Origin of the sequence: Pseudacidobacterium ailaaui, from assembly GCF_000688455.1 — a bacterium.
GTDB classification, from domain to species: domain Bacteria; phylum Acidobacteriota; class Terriglobia; order Terriglobales; family Acidobacteriaceae; genus Pseudacidobacterium; species Pseudacidobacterium ailaaui.
This window is the reverse complement of record NZ_JIAL01000001.1, coordinates 1-18,944: the sequence shown is the minus strand read 5'-3', so window position 1 is coordinate 18,944 and position 18,944 is coordinate 1. Positions and strand designations below refer to the sequence as shown.

The window sequence follows — 18,944 nt, the reverse complement described above, 5'->3', positions numbered from 1 at the left end:
TTCCTGTAGATTACCTTTCTCTGCGGTCAGGAACAAAGCGAAAGCAGAAACTGATTGCAGGCAAAGCATACATGGAGTTATGATGCTCCATATATGGAGCAATAAAAGAGAGAATGCCACAGCAAGCCGCGGCCCAGAACTTCGCATATCCGTCCACCATGTATGCACCGCCATCGGTGCCTGATCTCTCCCGTGCTGAGGAGCGCCGCCGGCTTTCTCCCTCAGCCCTGCGCGCCTTCTTCAACATTATGGAAAAGTGGCAGATCCGGGATGAAGACGCGCGTCAATTGCTGGGTGGCGTGTCCAATGGCGCTTTTTACCAGATGAAGCAGAACCCGAACCGGGTCCTGGACCAGGACCGTCTGCTGCGCGTGTCGTATCTGATTGGAATTTTCAAATCGCTGAACATCCTTTACAGTTCCAGACTGGCCGACCAGTGGGTACGATTGCCGAATACAAATCCAATCTTTGCCGGACGTCCGCCGCTGGAATATATGTTGCAGGGTGGCACTCCAGCCATGGAGATCGTGCGGCGTCTGCTGGATGCCCGCCGAGGAGGATAAAGGCCGGCGCTTTTGCTGAGACGGCCTGGGGGTCGTGAGCATTTACCTAGGCAGGGCGTAGATGGGCCCCGCAGTCAGCAGCCGAGAGCTTTGCAGAATGTGTGGTGTGATGAGCACGACAAGCTCCTTGCGGCTGATTGTGTTCTGATGATCGGCTGCGCTGTCCAACGCAGAAGGCCCGCTCAATCCAGGAAAACCAAGGACCTCGCGCTCCTGCTGGCGGGACAGGAGACTGGCAACCAGAGCGCTTTGCTCTGTGTGTACAGACAGGGTCCCCGAGTATTGCTCATGAGAGAGCACGGGGATGCTGTTGAGCGAGGCACCGGACAGTGCCGAGAGCTGTAGATCCACATGCAACCGTATAGTGTGCTCGTCTTCGATGGCGGGCCTGACTTTCAGAGTCAGGCCAAGGTCCTGATATTGAACCTGAGGCACAGTCAGCGATGAAGAAGACGAACTGCCCAGGGCCGTGTAACTGGATGTGATGATGGGATAACGTTGGCCGCTGCGGAAGGTGGCATCCTGCTGGTCCTGAACGCGAAGTTGAGTGCGGTCCAGCATTTTCACCGCGCTGGTCGCGGGCCACAGGATGCTTTATTCCAAAAAGGGTCCGCGTGATGTTTTGCACATCCGTGAACTCGTTGGCGGTCAAGGCACGAATATCCACTGTTTCTATGGCTGCCGGAAGATACTTTTGCCGGTTTTCTCTGGAGTCGGGGACTACCAGAACATGGTGCGGATCGAGCGGTACAAGGAATGTTGCAGTGGCAAGCGTATTTCCAGAAATGATTTGTTTTTTTGTAAACAATCAGCCTGCTTTTTCGTCTTGAACTAAGAAGAATTCAGAAGTATCGAAAGTCAACCTTGATTCGGGAGTGGTTCCGTTGCTGCCGGTTCGTCGGAGGTCGTACTGCTGCCTGTGAAGGCAGCAGACGGGTAGTTTTAACGAAACAACAAAGCAGGTAGAGCATGTGTGTGAGACTTCGTTTCCTGTTCCTAAGCTGGATTGCGATTCTGTTTTTGCTTGTGCACAACGGGACCTTGCTGGCGCAGACCCTAAAGAGCCGGATTCAGGAGGAGATATCTTCCAGTTCCGCTGCACCGCTGCGCGGTTCCGTGAACCCGAATGCAAAGGCCCAATTCGATTCGGGACGTGTTTCCGCAAGCCAGCGATTGAATGGCATAACCATGTACTTCAAACCGACGGCAGAACAGAAGGCCGAGCTGGATGAACTGGTTAAAGAACAGCAGACCCCTGGTTCGCCCAACTATCACAAATGGCTTACTCCTGCCGAGTATGCGGCACGTTTTGGGTTGAGTGATGGCGATATTGCCAAAATCAAAAGCTGGCTTGAAGCGCAGGGGTTCACGGTGGACCGCGTCTCCAACAGCCACAATAGCATTACGTTTTCGGGCACTGTGGCCCAGGTGGAATCGGCCTTCAGGACCGAGATCCACAGCTATCAGATTGGCAGTGAACGGCACTTTGCCAACAGCACTGAGATTGCAGTCCCATCCGCTCTGGCCGGGGTCGTACAGTCGGTACGCAATCTGAATGATTTTCGTCCGAAACCCTTTGTCCGGTTCCATCGGCAAACAAGCGGTGCCGTGAATGGAATCACGCCGCAGTTTACCTCGGGGCAGTCGGGAAGTCACTATCTTCAGCCCGGAGATGTGGCAGTCATCTATGACATCAACGCAGCCTACAATGCGGGTTATACCGGTGCGGGGCAGGCCATCGCTGTTGTTGGCCAGTCGGAGATTCTGGTTTCCGATATCGAGGCCTTCCAGAATGCTGCCGGACTGAGCGTAAAAGATCCAGTCCAGGTACTGGTGCCCGGGTCAGGAACTGCAGCCATTTCTTCCGGGGACGAGTCTGAGTCAGATTTGGACCTGGAGTACAGCGGGTCCATTGCCAAAGACGCGACCATTTATTTTGTCTACGTAGGCAATAACCAAAACTACAGTGTATGGGACGCACTGCAATATGCGGTGGACACGAAGATTGCCCCCATCATCAGTATGAGCTATGGCGCCTGTGAGCCAGATCTTAGTACGAGCGAGTACTCTACGCTGGAAGCCATTCTGGAGCAGGGGGCCAGCCAGGGGCAGAGCATCATTGTTTCTTCCGGGGATGATGGTTCTACCGCGTGTTATGCAGACGTAACCAGCAGCACGGTGACACCAACTTCAACAGAAGAAGAGCTCGCCGTGAATTACCCTGCGAGCAGTGCTTATGTGACTGCGCTGGGCGGCACGGAGTTTCCTTCCGCTGATGTCTCCTCATCCAATACGACCTACTGGAAATCGGCCAGTGGCAGCGATGTCGTGACGTCTGCCCTCTCGTACATTCCTGAGCAGGTCTGGAACGATGACAGTGCTACCTATGGGCAGCAATATGGCGCAGAATATGCCCTGTCAGCTGGCGGGGGTGGGGTGAGCATCTTCACTCCGCGTCCGAGCTGGCAGGCGGGAGTGACGGGGATTTCTACCGCTCCGGATTATTCCAAAGGCTACCGGATGGTCCCAGACATTTCTCTGGATTCGTCCCCAAACAATGCCGGATATCTTTACTGCACCAGTGATACCTCGGCGTGGAGCACCGGACAGCAGGCAAGCTGCAACAGCGGCTTTCGGGATGCAAGCACGCAATACCTGACTGTGGCCGGGGGCACCAGCTTTGCCGCTCCCATATTTGCGGGAATGCTGGCGATCATAAACCAAAAGGAAAACTCTACCGGTCAAGGAGTGGTGAACACAACGCTGTACTCTCTGGCTGCAAATGCTACCACCTACGCATCTGCCTTCCATGACATTACCAGCGGGAGCAATGCCTGTACGGCAGGGACAAGTTTTTGCTCTACGGCCGGAGCATCGGAATACGCAGCAACTACAGGTTATGATGAGGCCACAGGACTGGGGTCGGTCGACCTGTATAACCTGCTGACCTCCTGGCCCTCGGGGTCTTCTGCTTCGCTACAGGCAACTACAACGGCACTGACAGCGGCCACCACCACTCCGGCTGTAGGCGCGAGTGACACGATTACGATCACAGTCGCTCCGCAGTCCAGCACCATTACCACCACGCCAACGGGAACACTCACGGTTGTGGTGGATGGCACGACCATCACAACGTCGCTGGCTCTCTCCAACGGTTCAGCTACGTATTCCTTTTCTTCATCCACAACCGGAGCACACATCATTACGGCAACCTATTCCGGGGATTCTACCTTTGCCCCCTCGAGCGGATCTCTGACGGTGAATGTGGGAGGATCGAGCGGTACCTCTTCCAGCGGAAGCTTTACCCTTTCCGCAACCAATGTCACGGTGACGCAAGGGAGTTCCGGTACCTCGACTGTTACTGTGACTTCCCAGAACTCGTATGCCGGAACCGTTGCCTTTACGCTGTCCACGACCAGTTCCTCACTTTCTACCTACGGTTGCTATGACGTGAACAATGTCTCCGTTGCAGCAAACGGAACGGCAACCACAACGTTGACGATTTATACCTCGGAAAGTGCGTGTACCACGACGGCGTCTGTACGGCGTAGTACAAGGCACACATTTGTGAACGCAGGGAACCGGAGTCGTACTGCCATTCCGGAGGGTCCGTTTTCCGGCAAGGGCGTGCCGATAAGCGCCGCCATCCTGGTGGGGCTGCTGGGTGGCGGTCTTCGATTGCGAAAATCGAAGGTCTGGCTGGTGTTGATCTGTATCGCGCTGACAGGTGTTCTGAGTTACGCCACCGGTTGCGGAGGGAGTTCGACTTCTTCTTCTACATCCACAGATGTCGCGCCAGGCACTTACACCCTGACCCTGGATGGGCAGGACACAACAACACCAAGTATTGCCGCTTCCACAACCCTGACGCTGACCGTGCAATAGAGCATTTCGGGTGGGTGAAGTTCAGAGGTGCCTTTAGGGGAAAGGAACACCTCTGAAAAGCGAGTGGAGCAGCCCTGAGAGTTCTTGTGGAACACCGGGAAGCCCACTCTGCCAGGAGACTGGGGTGGATGGCCATCCGGCCCCAGTCTGTCTGAGACCATCACGGCCAAGCAGATGGGCCCTGGTGAGGGATCCAGATTTAAGGGGCCAGCCAGAGTGGCCCCGACCAAGCTGAAAAGAAAAAGTCCGGCGCGAAGCCGGACTTTTTGCTGAAAAGCAGCTTTCAGATTTGATCAGGATGAGACGCGCTGTTTTAGTCTCCCATGACCGGTTCTTCTGCCGGGGCCGCCGCCGGCCTGGGGGCAGGAGCAATCGAGGTGACCGGCACAATGCCTTCGGCCGGCTTTTCGCCGAGGATGTGCTGACGATAGAGGGCAGCCATGCGTGCGTTCTCCGCGTCCTGTTTCAGCTTGGCATCGCGGGCGCGGATTTTTTCCTCGCGGGCGTTCTTGGCGATGCCCAGCTTGTCCAGGGTGTCATTCGCAGCGGCATGTACGTGCTCCTCATTGAGTACGAGGTTGTGATGCACATCGCCCATGCCGACCTTCTTGCCGCCAGCAAAGATCTCATGACGGCCGTGCTCCTCGTACCACTTGGTGAGGGTAGCAGTCATGTGCATCTTCTCAATGATGTTGCGCCAGCCGATGCCCGTGTTGTAGGCGCAGAAGCTGATTTCACCCTCCTGCGTGGCATACGGGATGATGCACTGCTCGGTGCGGCGGAAGTCATAGTTGAAGAGGTCCTGGAACCACATGCCCGCGATGAAGAGGAAGTTCCAGCGGTCAGCGCGGCGCTTTTCGATATCGGCCATCGTACGGTCACCGGTGACCTTGCCATAATCGCGGCCGGTGGCGCCAAAGCATTTGTCGAACTTCTGCAACAGGTCGAGGATACGGAAGTGCGTCGGCGATTTCCGCGGGTCGTAGTTGCGCAGAAGCGCGAGCGCGACGCCAACAATCGACAGGAACTTACCGCGGGCCGCATCGTTGATCTTGGCCACGTCCTTCGCCAGTCGGTCGGCGTTCAGGAAGGCGGTGACAGGCACAGCCTCCTTGGTTTCCTTGTCAATCATCAGCGCCATACCGATGCCGCAGTTCGGGTGGCATCCGCAGGAGAGCTGGCCCCAGTCGGCGTTCGGTCCATGTACCAGGTCGGCCCAGTCTGAGAAGGTGCTCATAAAGCTGATGGGGAACCAGTCGCGGGCGGGTTCGCCGAGGCCCGTCTGGTTCTTGACGTCATGCGCCATGTGCGACAGCGTATAACGTTGTGCCATGCGGCGCTCATCGGTAACGGCCTCATCGCGGCCAGTAAATGAGACCGGCTGGAAGCTGAGGAAGTTGATCTTTTTGGGATTGTCCAGCGCGAACTGGATGATGCGGCCTACCTGCTCATTGTTGATACCGTTGACGATCGTAGTCACCGGTACGATGTCTACGCCGGCCTCATGCAGGTTGTGGATGGCCTGAAGCTTTACATCAAACAGGTTGCCCACTTTGCGGTGTGAATTGGCGGCGTTTCCGATGCCGTCGAACTGGAGATAAGCGTAGCGCAGGCCGGCTTCAGCGGCGGCCTTGCAGAATTCCTTTGATTTGGCAAACTCAATGCCATTCGTGGCTGCCTGGACTGAGTTGTATCCAACCTTGCGGGCATAAGCGACCGCGTCGAGGAAGTAGGGCGAGAGCGTTGGCTCACCACCGGAGAACTGGACCGACATCTGACGGCGGGGTTTGATCGAGATGGCGTTGTCCAGCATGGTCTTGATCTCTTCCCAGGTCAGCTCATGGACGAAGCCCACCTGATTGGCGTCCATAAAGCAGGGGTCGCACATCATGTTGCAGCGGTTGGTCAGGTCAATGGTAAGCACCGAGCCGCGGCCATGGGTAATGGTCGAAGTGCCATGGTTGTGGAGTTTCTCGTCGTTATGGGCACGGATGTCACGGCCGGGAAAGACCTCTTCGAGGTGGCGCGAGAACTCCGGGTCAATGGACATGATGTCTTCAAAGTGGCCATGCTTGGGGCAGTCCTTGACCATCAGGATCTTGCCGTCGCGTTCGATGATCTGCGCTTTGATTTCGCCAACCTTTTCATTCAAAAGGATCTCGTGAGGCAGCTTGCCATCAAGGATCTGCTGGCGGATCTCGGGAACGCACTTGGGACAAAGCGAGTCAGTGGTGCGCGGCCAGCCAAGAGGCGGTTTTTCCTTCTCGTAGGACTTCAGAAGCGGTTTGTCCGACCATTTGGGAGTAAACGAAGGGTTGGGGCTGATGCGGTTCAGTCTCTCGAAGACGGCCCACGCGCCATTGGCCGCGATGGTGACCGCCCGCTCTGCGTACTTGACGGCTTTCGACATTTTTGAATCTCCTTGATGCTCCCTGTCCGTCCTCATGTCTCCATGCAGCAAAATGCTTTCTGGAACGGGGAGTCAGGTTTTTAATGCTTACGGCCCTCGGGGGAAGCGTAGTCCGGCTGCCTCCGGAGGACTTTACCAGTGTTCAGGCTAGCTCTTTGATTGTAAAAGAGAAACTGCTCCGTGCCGAATGGGGAAATTTTGACTTTAGACGGGTATGGGCCGGGGTGAACGGGACAGCACTCCCTCCAATCCGGTGGGCCGCCTGGGGCCGTGGTTCTTTCCTAGCTGTCTTTGCGGTAAAGCAGGTCACGAATGGCCTTTCGGCGGGCTGCATTCAGCTCGCTTGCTGCTCGACGGTCTACGGTTTCGGCTTTTGCACCAGAAGAAGAGTGTTCGTTCTCCTCCAGACTGCATTCCGGGCAGCGGTTGGCAAAGCCAGGCTTGTCCGGTTTCAATTCAAACTCTTGCGAACAGATGACACAGACCTTTCTAGGAAACGGCATTTCTTTTTTATGATAGCGAACCGGAGCGCACTTGCGGCGGTTCTGTAGCCAGCACATTTACCCGCGTAAAAGCAGTTGCTGCTGCGTGGAGAAGATGCGCTGCGGCACTTGCTGGCTTGCAACAAGGCAGGCAAGGGCGGAAGAGGAAAAGATCATGGTGAGCACAACAAACTGGTAGAAGGCGGCAAAGAGCGGAGGCTCTCCGGAAAGCACCATTCCGGCCATGATGCCGGGGATCCAGACAATCCCAAGCGAGCGGATGTTGTCCACGGAAGGGATGAGACACGCCCGGAAGGCGGCCCGCAAATAAGGCAATAATGCCGTCTCTGGAGCGGCGCCCAACGCCAGCGCAGATTCAATCTCACCTGTATGCGCAATGACTTCTCCATGCAGGCGCTCAAGAAACAGGGACTGCGTATTCATCGTATTGGCAATCACCATGCTTCCCACTGGCACCAGCATGGAAATCGTCCAGGGAATGACACCCACCGAGACCATGATGGCCAGTATTGTCCCGGCTCCTGCACAAATCGATATCAAGGCCAGAGAAAAACTACTTGGAATCTTGCGGACACGCCGGCGCACGATGCTGGATGCGGCAAGCATCATGGCGATGAGCGCCAAAACGGAAGTCCACTGCCGCGCGTGCAGCATGATCGCGAGCACAGCGCCTACGATGACGATCTGCACCATGCCACGCAGCATGGCCAGGGGCAGGTCCTTCAGCAAACCGACTGCGCGTTGTCTGGCCAGAAGCATGACCAGCAGGGCAACAGCGAAGGTCACAGCCGATTCAGCCAAGCCAAGAGCGAGACGTGAGTGAAAAAAGTGTTCCAGCATAGAAGATCAGGCGCGAAGCACCTCCTGAACGCTTCCGCAGGCGATCATTTCTCCGGATTTGATTGCCACCACTTTATCAGCTATGGACCGGGCCTGCTCCATGTTATGGGTGACCCAGATGCAAGTCAGGTGACGCTGGCGTACCAAGGATTCCAGCAAGTCTTCAATCGTGCGTCTGGAGCTTTCATCAAGGGCGGACGTTGGCTCGTCCAGCAGGAGGACTTCAGGCTGGTTGGCTAAGGCCCGCGCGATGGCGACGCGCTGGGCTTCTCCTCCAGATAGGGTAAGGGCATTTCGGGCGGCATATCCCGGGAGGCCGACCTGTTCGAGCAGCGCCTGGATTTCTTCTTCCCCAAAGGACGACTGGTGTTGACTGGGACCATAGGACACATTTTCTGCAACCGTTCCGGGAAAGAGATAGGCTCTTTGCATGACCATGCCGATGCGGCGGCGCAGTTCTCGGGGCGGAATGGATCGGGTGTTCCTTCCCTGAAGCAGCACCTCTCCCATGGAAGGCTCATCCAGCCGGTTCAGAAGGCGCAGAAGTGTGCTTTTGCCCGAGCCGCTGGGTCCGACGACGGCAAGTACCTCGCCGCGGTCCAGTGCAAAGCTAATGCCGCGCAGCAGAATGCGCTGCTCGGGCGGTGGAAGAGTGCGGCCCAGCCCTCTGATTTCAAGCATCATGCCAGGGCTGTATTTTATCCGATGTTCTCCAGCATTCCCTAAAAAGGATGCCAACCTGGAGCCGATGCTGGAGGGATCTCTTACACCCGGAACAGGAGCTAGCTGAGGACAACGGCGTCATAAGGGTCCGAATTCCGGCAGGAGGTCTGATGGTGCTGACGAGGGCGGACGCACGGGGTCTTGCTTAGAAGAGTGAGGGGCCCCAGCCGGACCTGAGAGAGGCGGAGGGTGGCTTCCAGCAATGCGCAGACCGGCGATCAAGGACCCGACCAAGGTGACGTAACTTCGATTGTGTAAAAGGCAGGAGGGTGTAAGGTGGCTTTGGCCTGACGAGCTAAAGCCGAACTTGAAAAGGAGCCTTACACCCATGGCGAAGATTGTATCGATCACCGAGCATTTTCAGCACTTCTTGACCAACCTGAAGGAGAGCTTCTGGGGCGACCTGGAGCAGAAGACGCAGGTGGCCTGGAAGCGATTTCTGGAAGCGGAATCGGAGCGGTTGCGCGATCAGTATGCAGTTTGGGACAGCTACGAACGGGGAACGCGCAAGCCGGGACAGTACCGTAACGGCTATTACGAGAGGGATTTTGTGACCCGCTTCGGCACCATCCGGCTGCGCGTGGCGCGGGCCCGCGGCAAGAGCTTTCTTCCCCGGGCGATGGAGAAGTTCCAACGCCGGGCGCCGGAGCTGGCCATACTCATCCGGGAGGCGTTTCTGCGCGGCATCTCTACCCGCCAGGTGGGTCGGCTGGTGGCCACTTTGACGGGCGAGACGATCAGTGCCCAGACCGTCTCGCGGCTGACGCGTGATCTGGATCAGGCGGTGCGGGAGTTTCATCGAGCCGCCCTGCAGGACGAATGGGCTTACCTGTTTCTGGATGGCGTGGCGTTGAAGGTGCGCCGGCCGGCGGGACGGCAGCATGTGCAGATGCTGGTGGCCTACGGCGTGCGCCGGGACGGCACCCGGCAACTGCTCGGCTTTCTGCGCACCCAGGGTGAGGGTCAGGCTCACTGGGAGGCGTTGCTTGAGGATCTCTACCGGCGCGGTCTGAAGGGCGACAAGCTGCTGCTGATCGTCACCGACGGCTGCCCCGGATTGGCTGCCGCCATCCAGACCGTCTATCCCCGCGTAGCCCATCAACGCTGCTGGGTGCACAAGATGCGCAATATCCTCGACAAGGTGCGCAAGCGCGACCATGATGCCGTCAAGCTGGATGCCCAGGCCATCTATCTGGCCGATAGCCGCCGTCAGGCCGAGGCTGCCGCGCGCGCCTTCAGCCGCCGCTGGCGCCGGGAATATCCCACCATGGTGCGGCAACTGGAACGCGATCTGCCCGACCTGCTGGTCTTCTACCATTTTCCCAAGCACCTGTGGCGCAAGCTGCGCACCACCAACATCATTGAACGCTGCTTCGTCGAAGTGCGTCGAAGAACCAGGCCCATGGTTTGCTTCGTCAACGTGCAGTCCGTGGACCGAATCATCTACTCCATCTTCCAGAGATTCAATCTGGAATGGAAAAACCGCACCCTCCGCGTATTTACACAAGCAGCTTGACGTCACCCCCGACCAAATTTTTGTTGAACGATTACTTGGAATCGGGCAATATCTTATCGCTGGAAGGATGTGTAGCGCCTGGCTGTTCCGGGGGAAGAGATGACTACACAGGGTTCAGACCCGCGAGTGTGGGTGCTCAAAGCCAACACTGCAATCTGGACAGGGGATGCAGACCGGGAGGGGGAGCACACGATTCCGACGGGTTTGCTTGGCTCGCTCCGCTGGTGGTTCGAGGTGGTGGTTCGTGGGCTTAATGGCTGCGCTTGTGATCCGACGGATTCCGTTGGCCGCTGTCCGGACAAGATTAATAAGCGCTGTGCGGTCTGCGAGCTTTTCGGTTGTACGGGCTGGGCGCGGAAGTTCCGGTTCGATGTGTTGGATGAAAGCGGCAAGATCAAACGAGGTCAGATTAAGAAGGATGAGACCTTCCGATTTCGTTTCACACCCCTGCGTCCGATGCGTGAGGAGGAGTGGGCATTGCTCGACCTCACACTGCGTCTGATCGCCGACTATGGCGCTATCGGCGGTAAGACGGTGCTCAAGCCGTCAGATGAGAAGGATCGAGAAAAAGAACTGCACCATCAGGACTACGGATTGATCGCCATTGCGCAACGCCCTATTAACCGCCCAATGACGAAAGAAGCGCTACAACGCTACGTAGTATCGGACTGGCGCTCACTCGACCATGGTGATTTCGGCTGGGCGTCGGTCGAGAACTTCTGGTGCGTTGGAAGCAGGTTCGTAACACGAAACAGTGCGACGAGTAGCACTTTCAACAGCGTCCTCGGCCGCGACCAGCGAAAGACTTGTATCGACTGCGGAAACATACACAACGCGCCTGCAAAATGTCCCGAGACCAGAAAACACCCGAGGCGCCATAGCGACCGAAGCCCGTCCGCGCAGCCAGAGAGGTGGCTGGCCGGCGGGCGAGCAGAGAGCAAGAAGGTGTTCAGCTTCAAAGACCCTGCGCGTACGTTTGGTTTCGTGAAGCCCGGCCTGCTGACTCTGGACGACATGCGCAAGCGGTTGAAATACGTTTGGCAGGATTTGAAAAACGAGGAGTTCCTTACAGGTCCAACCATTCTCGATCGTCTGTTGGTGGAGGCTATGGGAGGTGTTCGATGAGGTTCGATCTGTACGCTGAGTTGGCATCTCTCCAGGCATGCCCCGCGAAGTCGGCCTTACCGGGCGGGCTGGTATCTGGATTTGTTGACGGCTGCACGATATGGTTCACCAAGGGTGAGATGGATCTAGACTCCAGGACAGGGAACCAGAAGAAAAACGAGGCGCGGAAGTGCTATCAGGAGCGCGCGGCCGCTGGTACGCTCCAACTTCCCTTCGAGCTTAAACTGGATCCGGACCTTGGGGCACCTCTCCTGAGGTACTGGCTTGCCATCGAAATCAAGTTCAAGCTGCTTTCGCCCTGGTACTCGAAGGACGACCGCCCATTCCACGTTTTGGACAACCCGGTGCGAAAGGACCGGGTGTTTGGTGTTCCTTACATGTCCGCAGCAAGCTGGAAAGGGCTTCTTCGCTGGGCCTGCCGGATGCAGGCTGGCTTGCAGGAGTGCCTTCAGCGGCACGGCGGCAAGATGAACGACTGGTCCGATCCGGATTGGGTCATTCATCTTTTCGGCAATGAGAAGGGGGAGCAGGAGGATTTTCAGCGAGGGTCGCTGGCCTTCTATCCGACTTGGTTCGACAGAGTCAGTTTCGAGGTGATCAATCCGCACAGCCGGAAGACGCGCGCAGGCACGCAGCCCATTCTCTACGAAGTCGTTCCGCCGGACACCGAAGGCGTGCTGCGCCTGCTCTATGCGCCTCTCCCAGGCGACGATGGCCTTGGATCTGCCGGCCGCATCGATGCGCTCCAAAAGCTGCTTGATGCGGCCGAGCAACTCCTCACAGTCTACGGTTTTTCGGCCAAGCGTACCGCCGGCTGGGGTATTGCAGAAGTAAGAGAAGCCCGAGCCAATGGCGGGGAGTGGAAACAAGAGAGCACACTCCACAAGTTGAAGAACGAGCTTGCCACTCTGCTTTCATCAGAGGTCGATCAGAGATGAGCGTTCCGGCCCAGGAAATGATGATCACCAAACTCCGGGAGAGCCGATCGCTCCTGCTGGCCTGCGAGGCCATCGGCTGGCTTCACATGGCCGAGAAGGCGCATCCCGATTTCCTGCGGCATCACGGCGGCGCTGGCGTGAACTACGAGCCTAAGGAATGGCACAAGACTCTCATGCCCGCTTGGAGCGACCAGCTCGCGTGGCTCAGGTTGCCCAAGAGTAAGGTGTCTCTGCCTGGCAGCCTGGCCGAATTTCTAGAAAAGTACGACGCTGGGCAATCACAAAGTAGCCTGGTCGGCTTCCTCCAGGCTGCCCACGCGATGGCCTCGGGCATCGAAAAGAACTTGCCTGGCTCCACCTCTGCGTACCTCGGCCAGGACATCACGCACATGTGGCTGGCTTCGCCGTTCGGGCATCCGGTGAGGAATCTCCTTGCCGATCCGCCGCCCATTCTGGCGCCGGGCGCCTTCGAAAGCCTGCTGGAGCGCGTCGGAAAACTGCTTGACGATTTACACAAGCTCGCTCAGACCGCGGACACAGACGCGCATCCGTGGTGGCAATGGCGCGAGGCGGCTATAGGTCCTGACGGCTGGCTGCGCGAGGCATTCCTTTCTACACTTGCCGAAACGCGGCTGCCGAACAACGACGTTACGCTCTGGGATCAGTCCTACGTCGCTGCAGCGCTGTTCAAGTCAGCAGTTGCCGGCGCGCTTCTGTCGCAACGCAACGAATGGACGAATTTGAAGCAGCAGACGCGGTGGCGCGTGCTCACCATCGGTCTTGGCAGCCGCCACTACGAGGCGCGGGCCGTGAAGATTGGCGATTGGGCCGGCGCCCGGCGTGACATCGACGGCTTCTTTGACCAAGTCCGGCGCTTGATCGAAGTGGACCTCGCGATAGGTTCGCTGATCTACCGGGATGACGAGGCGCTGGCCTTCACCTTCCCTGGCCTGCGCTCCGACGCGACCAGTCAGGATTCACACGGTAGCCTGGATGATGCATCGGCGAAGATCCTGAGCGAGGCGATTGAAAAGCAGGTTGACGAATACGCGAAGTGCAACAAGTTTGAGACGCCGCCGGTCATAGTGCTATCTGACTCCACGCGATCGTTCATCGGCATGGTGGAGCAGCTCCGCAAAGCACGCGAGATTCTCGCCATTCCCCTGCACCGGACATGGGAGGTCCCGGAGCCCGGCCCGGCGGGAGGCCACGTATGTCCTGTCTGTCAGGTGCGGTTCAATCGACCCCACACGAACGACCGAACCGACAATGCCCGCAAGCAGCGCGTGTGCGGCGCGTGCGCCGATCGGCGTACGGGACGGCTCGATGCCTGGCTCAATGGCGATGGGGACACGATCTGGATCTCCGAAGTCGCAGACGGCAATGACCGCGTCGCATTATTGAGCTTCAACCTCGACATCGAAGCCTGGATTGGCGGCGATCACGTTGATTCCCTCCGCGCGCAAAGCATCGGCGAGTGGCGGCGCTTCAATGCCACGTTGGATAATCTCGACAACCCGATCGATCTTGCCAAACCATTTGCGTCTTTAGTTGAGTATGTTCGGGCGAAGCTCTCGAACTTCGACAAGAATGATACGGTGCTCCGCAGCTTGCAAGAGGGCTACCGGTACGAATCCGCCTGGTCCAGCTATTTCTCTAAGATCGTCGAGGACCGCTCTGAAGCGCCGGAATGCGGGCAGCTCGACGACGATACACGGGCTCTGTGGATCGTACACCAACTCTTCCGCAAGTTACCGTCGCCTGGCCGCATCTACCGCTTCTGGCGCAGTGCCGAGGCGTTCTTCGATGAACTACTCCTGCGCTTCCGTGAAATAGCCGCCGCTCATCCGAACCGGTGGAGGACTCGCCGGCTGCTGGTGGAACCAGGTAATGCGGACGGCTGGGAGGACCGGGAGACGTATGCTGGACGGCTTGGAAACGATCCTTTTGAGGTGCTGTACCGAGGCGATTTAGGCCGCTTCGTGACCATCTGCAATCTGGCTCGTTGTCTCGACGCGGATGCGCCGGCGCCAAGCCTGCAAGGTCGATCCTTGGAAGTGAAAGGTGACGACGGCCAGACGCGCACTCTTACCATTCAACGTGTGCACGACCCCGACAAGATTGCGGCCTACGCGCCAGTGATTCCTCTTGAACGCAGTCCACAACGGTTTCGCGTGCTTGTTCCTCTCGAATGCGCCCCAGCGTGCATCGAAACTGCTTTGGAAAAGTGGCAGGAAGAATTTGGACGTATCTGGGACCGGATGCCGCTCCGCGCGGGTATCGTTGCATTCCCCAGGATGACGACATTTCCGGCGGTGATCGAGAGCACCCGCAACTTGGAAGCGGATCTGGCGGAAACGGAACCCGAAGTGTGGCGCGTGCATGACCGCCGCACAAAGTACGGAGTGACGGCCTTGACGTTCGTTCGTTCCGATCGCGCCTATGAAGCGGTCCTCGTGCCCACCGGATTGCCCGACGGCCGCGATGACGTTTTCTATCCGTACGTCCGTGTGGAGGATCGTGAGCTCCGAGATGTCCGCGACTTCCAACATCCGAGCGGAACGTTGTACCGGCATGCCGCGGCTCTCCATCGTGGAGATGGCGTCGTGGTCCACCCGAGCCGCGTGACCGCGGTCTTCCTGGACGCGACCGGCCGCCGGTTTGAGAAGGCCAAGAGTTGGTACCTTTCCGATTTCGGCCGCATGCGGGACACGTGGGCTCTGCTAGAGCGCGTCACGCCGAGCCTTGGCGCCTTGCGCGGCGCATGGGCGGAACTCAAAGAGCGGCAAATCGCCTGGCGCAACGCAGACGGAGGTTGGGTGGACGGCGGAGACAAGGAGTGGATTGCCCTTGCGCATGCAGTTCTGCGCAACCGGCTCGGCGTTTCGGGCGCAGCGCTGGAGCACCTGACGGAAGCCGCTCGCGACGGCATTCTGGAATGGGCCATCGAATGGCATCTGGGCTGGCTGAAGCAGGAAATGGAGGATTGAGCATGGGAGAAAGCTTCAAAACGCGCCGCATCACAGGGATAGCAGTCGACCCAATTCACGTCGGCACCGGCGGCGGGCGTCTCGGTCGCGTGGATCAATCAATCGTCCGGGATCCGGTGACGCGTGTGCCAAAGATTCCCGGATCGAGCCTGGCGGGTGTCTATCGGGCCTATGCCGCCATGGCCAAAGATAAGTACCCTGACTGCGCGGGCCAGGGGCAGCCGGACAAGCAAGGCAAGGGAGGCCACTGCGGCAAGCCCGAGTGTCCGATCTGTACCGTGTTCGGTTTCGCTCGGAGCGCGGGCGGCGGATTCGCCGGGCTGGCCGCCTTTAGCGATGCGCAGGTCCTGCTCTTTCCTGTGGCGACGTGCGAAGGGCCGGTCTGGATCACGTGTCCAGGGGCGATGCGGCTGGTTGCTGGCGATTTCCCGGATCTAGAGGATCACGTCATTTTTCGGTCGCAAGCAGGATATGCACTCAACCTTGGCTGGCTGTTGCTCCAGGTGAAGCAGTACGGCAATGGCCAAGATCCTGGTCCAGCCCTGAATAAGTTGGAGATTCCGGAGTATATCCGTCAACACCTAGCAGCCGTCTCCGACAAGCTCTTTTCCCACATCGTCAACAGCTATCTGGAAGTGCGGACTTCCGTGTCCATCAACCCAGAAACCGGAGCAGCCGAGGAAGGCGCGCTGTTTACCTACGAAGCGCTCCCGCGTTCCACGGTACTCCTGTGGGAGGTGAGCTCGAAGAACCCGGCACACTTCAAGGTGAGCGACGCCACCGTTGACGCAGTGAAGGACACGGCTGGAGTTTTCAACGTAGTGGCCGCGGCACACCCATATATGGAATGCCTTGGGATCGGCGGGATGGGTACACGCGGGATGGGACGCCTCCGCGTGTTGTCGCCCACAGCGACTCCACAGCAGCCCACCGCTCCCAAGCCGACAGGAGGTGCCTGATGCAGAACCTGGACGTCGAATGCGCGAAACTCGGCCGGGAGCTGGCTCAACTCGATAAAGTCGATGACAAGACGCTGACTAGCGCGTTGAGCGTGTTGGAAGAGCAAGGCGTTTATGCCTGTTTTCTCTTTCTCCATGCGCAAGGCAAGGACGCTGGACGCAATGTCAGCTCCAAACTTGCTGACTTCCTTCAGAAAATTCCCGCAGGCTCGCCCCTACTCGGGACCGGCGACTTGTTCAACGCCCTACAAACGCTCGCCGGGGATCTCGACAAGTTGCTCTTCGCGCGGGACCTGCTCCGCCAGGCGCTCGTCTATGGCCGCTATCACGCCAAGGCCAGGGAGGCGAAGGCGCAGTGAGTTGGACGCTCTATCGCTGGACGTGGCGGCTGGAGTCTTCTCTGTTCGTGGGAGCGCTGCCCGCAGGGAGCCTGAATCGTTGCCGGCTGTATGTGCCCTCGCGTGCTCTGTGGGGCGCCCTTACGGCCGAGATGACGCGACGCCGAGAGAATGGTTTCCCGAGTTACGAAGAAGTGGGCAGAACGCTGCAGAAGAACGCTCGCTTCAGCTACCTGTATCCTGGGGAATGCGACGGGAAGCATTGGCGGGCCTGGCTGCCGCGGTATGAAGAGCGGGATGGTTTGGTCTGGCGGCGCGAGGACCGGTCGGACGTCAAGCACGACCTCACTAATCATCAGATGCGCCTCCGGCTGCTGGATGCCCGCCCGGGAACCGCCATTGATCCCGATTCTGATAGCGCCCAGGAGGGCAGTTTGCGCGAAACCGAGTGCGTGCTGCCCCAGTGGCGAAGCAACGAATCTCCCGTTGCCTTTGTGGGCTACGTGTTCCTTAAGCAGGACTTGCCGGAACTGCGCGACCTCACTGATCTCTTTCTGGGGGGCGACACGCGATACGGGCTCGGCCGGCTGCGTCGGATTGAGATGGCGCCGGCTTCCGAGGTTTTCGGCGCTGGAGTGTCGTTGAATCAGGACGCGCCCGCGGTTCAAAGCAGCCATCTGCTCGCACACACCCGACCCGACGATCATGTTCCAGAGATTGTCGGAGGCCAGGAACTGCTTGCAGGGTGGGATCGAACGAAAGTCAATCCGTTTCGCAAGGTCTCGGAAACGCCGTTGTGGACACCGGGTTCACGAGTACGCGACGAAGACGAAAGGGATAAGTATCGATGGATGTTCGAGGAGGATGGAATCTGGAAAAGGGATGCTGAGAACTGAGCGTTAGCGCGAAGCAGTGCATATGGAGAAATGGAGAGATCGAGAAATGGAATCCGGATGTAAGTGAGATGCTCGATGATTTCAAAGGATGCAAATGGCCGGTGGAGTTGGGGTTAGGATTGCTGCGAATTGCCGCGACGAGCAGAATTTCTGGAAAAGGGACGGCTTTCAATGAGGCCGCAGTGTTTCCACTGCGGAAAGCAAATTTCTGGGTTTTCTCGATTTGCGCGACGCCGAGCTTCAATGAGGCCGCAGTGTTTCCACTGCGGAAAGAGGTGCGCAATAAGCTGGAGCGCCTGGCAAAGAAAGCTTCAATGAGGCCGCAGTGTTTCCACTGCGGAAAGCCCCGTAACAATCAGCCCCGCGGAAGTCAGTATTATTGCTTCAATGAGGCCGCAGTGTTTCCACTGCGGAAAGACTCTTAATGCGAGCACCGCTGAAATTAGTCCAGTGCTTCAATGAGGCCGCAGTGTTTCCACTGCGGAAAGGCCATTCCAGTCAAATATGCGCTAACCCTTTTCGATTGCTTCAATGAGGCCGCAGTGTTTCCACTGCGGAAAGCGCCTGAAAGGCAGCCTCCTGGGACCCAAACCATTTGCTTCAATGAGGCCGCAGTGTTTCCACTGCGGAAAGCCGATAAGGCCATGCCAGCCACTCCTGCGCCACTTTGCTTCAATGAGGCCGCAGTGTTTCCACTGCGGAAAGTATACGACCCGCCCCGCATCCGCTGCCGAAAATGTGTGCTTCAATGAGGCCGCAGTGTTTCCACTGCGGAAAGGGCTGAAAAAATTGTCTGGCTGTGAGATAGTCTCATGCTTCAATGAGGCCGCAGTGTTTCCACTGCGGAAAGGAGGAAAGACAAAAGATTGTAGATGATTTTCAAGAGCTTCAATGAGGCCGCAGTGTTTCCACTGCGGAAAGACCTTGTGCCTGATATGGCTTGTCTGGATGTTTGAGCTTCAATGAGGCCGCAGTGTTTCCACTGCGGAAAGCAATATTCAACCTGGTAGCACGAATGGCGAAGTATTGGCTTCAATGAGGCCGCAGTGTTTCCACTGCGGAAAGCGGCACGGTTCCATACGACAAAGCACCTGTGCGGCCATGCTTCAATGAGGCCGCAGTGTTTCCACTGCGGAAAGGAGGAGGCACGATGATGAGAATCTACAGCACTAAAAGTGCTTCAATGAGGCCGCAGTGTTTCCACTGCGGAAAGGCGGTGCCGATTGCACCGACGCGAACTTTAGCGGCGCGCTTCAAT

Annotated in this window: 14 protein-coding genes and 1 CRISPR repeat array; of the genes, 9 read left to right on the top strand and 5 right to left on the bottom strand. The window is 57.9% G+C overall.

Going from position 1 to position 18,944, the window contains the following annotated elements; all coding sequences use genetic code 11:
- The first annotated feature begins 113 nt into the window (after positions 1–113).
- Positions 114–563 (top strand): antitoxin Xre/MbcA/ParS toxin-binding domain-containing protein, encoded by a 450-nt coding sequence (locus N655_RS0100075; protein ID WP_026441359.1) that lies wholly within the window; start codon positions 114–116, stop codon positions 561–563.
- A 42-nt stretch (positions 564–605) separates the two neighbouring features.
- On the opposite strand, the gene N655_RS0100070 is transcribed toward N655_RS0100075, so the two are convergent.
- Positions 606–1,130, bottom strand: a complete 525-nt coding sequence (locus tag N655_RS0100070) for a hypothetical protein (protein WP_349509459.1) — start codon at positions 1,128–1,130, stop codon at positions 606–608.
- Between the two features lie 408 nt (positions 1,131–1,538).
- Here N655_RS0100070 and N655_RS0100065 point away from each other — a divergent pair, with 408 nt between their 5' ends.
- Positions 1,539–4,448, top strand: coding sequence for a protease pro-enzyme activation domain-containing protein (locus tag N655_RS0100065; protein WP_238324401.1), 2,910 nt, complete (start codon positions 1,539–1,541; stop codon positions 4,446–4,448).
- 313 nt (positions 4,449–4,761) lie between these two features.
- On the opposite strand, the gene N655_RS0100060 is transcribed toward N655_RS0100065, so the two are convergent.
- From N655_RS0100060 to N655_RS16430, 4 genes are all read right to left on the bottom strand, one after another.
- A complete protein-coding gene (locus tag N655_RS0100060) occupies positions 4,762–6,858 on the bottom strand; it encodes a radical SAM protein (protein ID WP_026441356.1) in 2,097 nt (698 codons plus the stop codon).
- 281 nt (positions 6,859–7,139) lie between these two features.
- The gene (locus tag N655_RS0100055; protein WP_026441355.1) at positions 7,140–7,361 is read right to left on the bottom strand and encodes a hypothetical protein; all 222 of its coding nucleotides are present in this window, start codon (positions 7,359–7,361) and stop codon (positions 7,140–7,142) included.
- A 57-nt stretch (positions 7,362–7,418) separates the two neighbouring features.
- The gene (locus N655_RS0100050) at positions 7,419–8,147 is read right to left on the bottom strand and encodes an ABC transporter permease (protein WP_238324399.1); all 729 of its coding nucleotides are present in this window, start codon (positions 8,145–8,147) and stop codon (positions 7,419–7,421) included.
- Positions 8,148–8,207: 60 nt separating this feature from the next.
- The gene (locus tag N655_RS16430) at positions 8,208–8,885 is read right to left on the bottom strand and encodes an ABC transporter ATP-binding protein (RefSeq protein WP_049961146.1); all 678 of its coding nucleotides are present in this window, start codon (positions 8,883–8,885) and stop codon (positions 8,208–8,210) included.
- Positions 8,886–9,252: 367 nt separating this feature from the next.
- Here N655_RS16430 and N655_RS0100040 point away from each other — a divergent pair, with 367 nt between their 5' ends.
- From N655_RS0100040 to N655_RS0100010, 7 genes are all read left to right on the top strand, one after another.
- Positions 9,253–10,440: an IS256 family transposase gene (locus N655_RS0100040; protein WP_026441353.1), complete on the top strand. Its 1,188-nt coding sequence runs from the start codon at positions 9,253–9,255 to the stop codon at positions 10,438–10,440.
- Positions 10,441–10,539: 99 nt separating this feature from the next.
- The gene (gene cmr1, locus N655_RS0100035; RefSeq protein ID WP_026441352.1) at positions 10,540–11,565 is read left to right on the top strand and encodes a type III-B CRISPR module RAMP protein Cmr1; all 1,026 of its coding nucleotides are present in this window, start codon (positions 10,540–10,542) and stop codon (positions 11,563–11,565) included.
- Complete coding sequence (locus N655_RS0100030; RefSeq protein WP_049961145.1) at positions 11,562–12,503, top strand: RAMP superfamily CRISPR-associated protein; 942 nt, start codon at positions 11,562–11,564, stop codon at positions 12,501–12,503. Before cmr1 ends, N655_RS0100030 begins: the two co-directional genes overlap by 4 nt.
- Positions 12,500–15,493: a hypothetical protein gene (locus tag N655_RS0100025; protein ID WP_202900300.1), complete on the top strand. Its 2,994-nt coding sequence runs from the start codon at positions 12,500–12,502 to the stop codon at positions 15,491–15,493. The genes N655_RS0100030 and N655_RS0100025 overlap by 4 nt, the downstream gene beginning before the upstream one ends.
- Positions 15,454–16,452, top strand: a complete 999-nt coding sequence (locus N655_RS16425) for an RAMP superfamily CRISPR-associated protein (RefSeq protein ID WP_202900299.1) — start codon at positions 15,454–15,456, stop codon at positions 16,450–16,452. Before N655_RS0100025 ends, N655_RS16425 begins: the two co-directional genes overlap by 40 nt.
- Complete coding sequence (locus tag N655_RS16420; RefSeq protein ID WP_049961143.1) at positions 16,452–16,811, top strand: hypothetical protein; 360 nt, start codon at positions 16,452–16,454, stop codon at positions 16,809–16,811. The genes N655_RS16425 and N655_RS16420 overlap by 1 nt, the downstream gene beginning before the upstream one ends.
- A complete protein-coding gene (locus N655_RS0100010) occupies positions 16,808–17,686 on the top strand; it encodes a hypothetical protein (protein ID WP_026441349.1) in 879 nt (292 codons plus the stop codon). Before N655_RS16420 ends, N655_RS0100010 begins: the two co-directional genes overlap by 4 nt.
- 165 nt (positions 17,687–17,851) lie before the next feature.
- Positions 17,852–18,899: a CRISPR direct-repeat array (repeat unit 36 nt; unit sequence GCTTCAATGAGGCCGCAGTGTTTCCACTGCGGAAAG).
- Positions 18,900–18,944 lie beyond the last annotated feature (45 nt).